The sequence below is a fragment of the uncultured Campylobacter sp. genome (assembly GCF_938045775.1).
Lineage (GTDB): Bacteria > Campylobacterota > Campylobacteria > Campylobacterales > Campylobacteraceae > Campylobacter_B.
The window spans coordinates 1-4,257 of record NZ_CALIBH010000190.1 but is presented as its reverse complement, the minus strand read 5'-3'; the positions used below and the strand labels follow the sequence as shown (position 1 = coordinate 4,257).

General features: G+C 49.3%; 5 protein-coding genes and 1 tRNA gene. 5 read left to right on the top strand and 1 reads right to left on the bottom strand.

Annotated features, from left to right (window positions below; all coding sequences use genetic code 11):
* The 5 genes from Q0238_RS07510 to Q0238_RS07490 all read left to right on the top strand — a co-directional run.
* A partial coding sequence (locus Q0238_RS07510) for an acyl-CoA dehydratase activase-related protein (protein WP_297944595.1) occupies window positions 1-1,818 on the top strand: 1,818 nt, incomplete at its 5' end.
* Window positions 1,818-3,035, top strand: a complete 1,218-nt coding sequence (locus tag Q0238_RS07505; protein ID WP_297944592.1) for a 2-hydroxyacyl-CoA dehydratase — start codon at window positions 1,818-1,820, stop codon at window positions 3,033-3,035. The genes Q0238_RS07510 and Q0238_RS07505, both read left to right, overlap by 1 nt.
* Entirely contained in the window at window positions 3,013-3,135 is a 123-nt protein-coding gene (locus tag Q0238_RS07500; protein ID WP_297944589.1) for a hypothetical protein, read from the top strand. The genes Q0238_RS07505 and Q0238_RS07500 overlap by 23 nt, the downstream gene beginning before the upstream one ends.
* Before the next feature lie 274 nt (window positions 3,136-3,409).
* Window positions 3,410-3,766, top strand: a complete 357-nt coding sequence (locus Q0238_RS07495; RefSeq protein ID WP_297944586.1) for a hypothetical protein — start codon at window positions 3,410-3,412, stop codon at window positions 3,764-3,766.
* Window positions 3,766-4,038, top strand: a complete 273-nt coding sequence (locus Q0238_RS07490; RefSeq protein ID WP_297944584.1) for a hypothetical protein — start codon at window positions 3,766-3,768, stop codon at window positions 4,036-4,038. The genes Q0238_RS07495 and Q0238_RS07490 overlap by 1 nt, the downstream gene beginning before the upstream one ends.
* A 53-nt stretch (window positions 4,039-4,091) precedes the next feature.
* Here Q0238_RS07490 and Q0238_RS07485 read toward each other — a convergent pair.
* Window positions 4,092-4,182: transfer RNA gene (locus tag Q0238_RS07485), tRNA-Ser, on the bottom strand.
* Between the last annotated feature and the right edge of the window lie 75 nt (window positions 4,183-4,257).

Genomic DNA, 4,257 nt, shown 5'->3' with positions numbered 1-4,257 from the left:
GGCGAGGATCTCATTAAAACCGCCTTTCGCTTCGATTACGGTATCGTCGAGACGATCGCGCATTACAGCGCTGCGCGCCACTTCAATCCGAAGGTAGATTTCATCATCGACATCGGCGGGCAGGACATCAAGTGTTTCTCTATTAAAGATGGCAATATCGATTCTATCGTGCTAAATGAGGCATGTAGCTCGGGCTGCGGCTCGTTTTTGCAGACCTTTTCAAATTCTTTAGGCTACGACATCAAAGATTTTGCGAATTTAGCCCTTTTTGCGACCCATCCCGCCAAGCTTGGTAGCCGCTGCACGGTCTTTATGAACTCTTCGGTCAAGCAGGCTCAAAAAGACGGCGCTACGATCGAGGATATCAGCGCGGGCCTTGCTATTAGCGTCATAAAAAATGCGATTTACAAGGTCATCCGAGTGCGAAACGCCGACGATTTAGGTCAAAACATCGTAGTGCAGGGCGGTACCTTTTTAAACAACGCCGTGCTACGAGCTTTTGAAAAAGAGCTCGGTAAAAATGTGATTCGCCTTGATATTAGCGAACTTATGGGTGCATACGGCGCGGCGCTTTTTGCCAAAAATAACGCAAATGAGCGCACCGATATGATCAGTCGCGCAGAGCTTGAAAACTTTACCCACCGCAGCGAATTTAGCGTCTGCAAGCTCTGTACGAACAAATGCCCGCTTACGATCAGCTACTTTGGCGATACTAGATTCGTCTCGGGCAACAAATGCGAACGCGGTGCGGGCAAGGAGATCCGCCACGACATTACGAATTTATTTGAGTTTAAAAACGAGCTTTTGAAAAAATATCGCAAGCCGCCGAAGCAGGACGCACCGCGGGTCGGAATTCCGTTTGTTTTGAATATGTTTGAGATGATCCCGTTTTGGAGTGCGTTTTTTGAAAATTTAGGTATGAGCGTCGTGTTGTCGCAAAAGCCGCGAAAAGAGACGTTGTTTTTAGCAAGCCAGAGCATCCCGAGCGATACCGTCTGCTACCCGGCTAAAAGCGTGCACGGTCACATCTACGATCTGCTAAATAAGAGTGTCGATTTTATCTTTTATCCGTGTATGAGCTACAGCTTGGACGAAAATATCAGCGAGAACTGCTACAACTGCCCCGTAGTCGCATACTATCCCGAGCTGATACGCGCGAATGTAGGCGCACTGGAGGAGAAAAAATTCCTCTACCCGCACGTGGATCTTAACATGCAAGATTCGTTTTGCAAAACGATGCAGGCTGAGCTCGCGGACGCCGGGTATAAATTTCATTCCGACGCCGTGAAAAACGCCGTCTTGCAGGGCCTTAAAGAGCTGCAAAACTATAAAAATACCGTTTTAATAAAAGGCGAGGAGACCCTAAAGGAGATCAATGCAAGCGGCACGCCCGCCGTCGTGCTAGCGGGTCGTCCGTATCATATCGACAAGACGATCAACCACGGCATCGATCGCTATCTAAATTCCTTGGGCTTTATAGTGCTTAGCGAGGACGCGCTGCCGCTTAGCAGGGTGCAGACGAAGAGCCTTAATCAATGGACCTACCACGCCAGGCTTTATAGCGCGGCGCAGTTTGTCTGTAAATACCCGCGCATGCAGCTGGTGCAGTTAGTCAGCTTTGGCTGCGGGATCGACGCGATCACGGGCGATGAGGTGCGCGATATACTTCGCCAAAACGGTAAAATTTACACCCAGCTCAAAATCGATGAAGTCACCAACCTAGGTGCGGTCAAGATCCGCCTGCGTAGCCTAAAAGCGACTATGATAGAGCGCGAAAGGCAAGGCGCGCAACAAGAAGCAAGAAAGGATGCGCGCTAATGTTTGCTAAATTTACGAAAGATATGAAAGCGACCCACACGATATTAATCCCCACGATGATCGATCCGCATTTTCGCTTTATGCAAGGCGTGCTGCGCGACGAGGGCTATAAGAGCGTCTTGCTCGGCGAAAATCGTCAAAATATCGTCGAGGAGGGGCTTCGCAGCGTGCATAACGACATGTGCTACCCCGCGCTGCTCGTCATCGGGCAGTTTATCGATGCGCTAAAAAGCGGCGAGTTCGACACGCACAAGGTGGCGCTTCTCATCAGCCAAACGGGCGGCGGCTGCAGAGCGAGCAACTACATAAATTTGCTTCGCAAAGCGCTTGAGGACAGCGGCTTTAGCTACGTCCCCGCAATCTCGTTAAATTTCGGCTCGCTAGATGAGAATGAATTTAGCCTCGGCAAAAAATCGCTTCTAAAGCTCTTCGCCGCGATATTTTACGGCGATTTGATGATGGGGCTGTATAATCAGTGCAAGCCCTACGAAAAGATCAAAAACCAAACGAATGAAATTTACGAACTCTGCGCCGAGCGGATCAAAAATTTGACTGATCAAAGATCATTTTTCAATCTCAAGAAAAATTTTAAATTTATCCTCTCGCAGTTCGCTAAAATCGAGCGTGACGATAAGCCGCGAGTGAAGGTAGGCATCGTGGGCGAAATTTATCTCAAATACTCACCCATCGGCAATAACAGCCTAAACGCCTACCTTATCCGTGAAAACGCCGAGCCCGTAAATACTGGGCTGATGGACTTCGTGCTTACCTGCATCTACGATGCGGTCTACGACAAGCAGCTCTATGGCAAGGGCGGTGCGGCGTATTACGGCTCGCTTGCGGTCGCTAAGGTAGTGGAATTTTTCCAGCGCATGATGATTAGGCAGATGAAACGCTTCGGCTTTCGCGCGCCGAGCCCATTTAGCGAGGTTCGCGCCGCCGCCGACGGCTATATCGGTCATGGTGTGAAGATGGGCGAGGGCTGGCTGCTGACGGCGGAGATGGTCGAGTTCATGCGCCACGGCATACAAAACGTCGTGTGCGCGCAGCCCTTCGGCTGCCTGCCAAACCACATCATCGCGCGCGGAATGATCCGAAAGATCAAGCAAAACTATCCGCAAGCAAACATCGCCGCAATCGATTATGACCCGGGCGCAAGCGCGGTAAATCAGGAAAACCGCATAAAGCTGATGCTTGCTAACGCAAATCGAAAGTAGCGCGCCGCATATCAAAAAGGGCTTTGGAATTTTAAATTCTAAAGCCTGCCGTAAAATTTTAAAATTTAAAAGCAAGCTCGCGATGACGGTTAAATTTTGACGCGCAAATGGCTCGCTTCCTTTCGCGAAATTTCCTCGAGATTTTGAAATTTTAAATCTCGATAGCGTTCTTGCGCTTCTTTTGCCTTTTTCGTGCGTTTTCAGCTCCCATTTTTATAAAATTTCATCGAAATCTAATGCAAATCCGCGCGAAATTCTACGCGTCGCCGCCATGGAATTCCACCGCAGAATTTTATTCCGCTGCGCCGTAAAATTCCACTCTCATTAAGGCAAAATTTAATACAATCCGTCTTTAAATTTTACAAAGGAAGTTTATGAAATTTTGGATTTATGGCGCGCTTTTGGCGCTATGCTGTGGAATTTTTAGCGGATGCGCGAGTAAGAATTTGCCGGGCTACATGCAAGGGCGCGAGCACATCGTCGCGATGAGCGCGGCATCTGGCGGTCAGCTGCGTATGAGCGGCGAGATTTACGATTACGTATTTGATGCGAATCTCAGCGCTGTGCGCGCCAAGGTCGCGAGTCTGGCGTCGCTGAATAAAGACGTGATAAGGCGCAACGTAAGTATGCTCACGATCGACAGATATAACGAGGGCAGCGATGCTGCGTATATCCAGCACGAAATCGAGCTCGTAAAATACGATCTGCCGCATCCGTGCAGGCTAAGCTGATGGACGACCCAGAGCAGCTGGAGCCCGCGTATAGCTCTACGTTTCGCTACTCTTATCTGATCGAAGGCAAATATTTTAAGCGCCTAAAAGATCACGACGAGCTACGCAGATCGCACCGTCTAAGCGTGCCGATCGAGTACCCTGCGCGTATAGCGGTCGATAGCGGGATCAAAAGCGAGCGCGATGCGAAAATGGATACCGACATACAAGGACTCATCGTGATGCCGCTAATGATGCCGGTGCTGCTTTTAGGCAGTATCCTAGGCGGCTAGAATCGACTGAACCACGAAAGTGAAATTTTATTGATTCAAAAATTTTGAATTGGTGGCGGACAGAGAGGGATTTGAACCCTCGAGCCCCGGTTAGAAGCTGCACCCTTAGCAGGGGTGTGGTTTCGGCCACTCACCCATCTGTCCACAAAAAGAAATCGCATTATACATAACTAATCTAATAATGGGCTTAAATTAGCTCAGCTCGCAGAATTTATCACC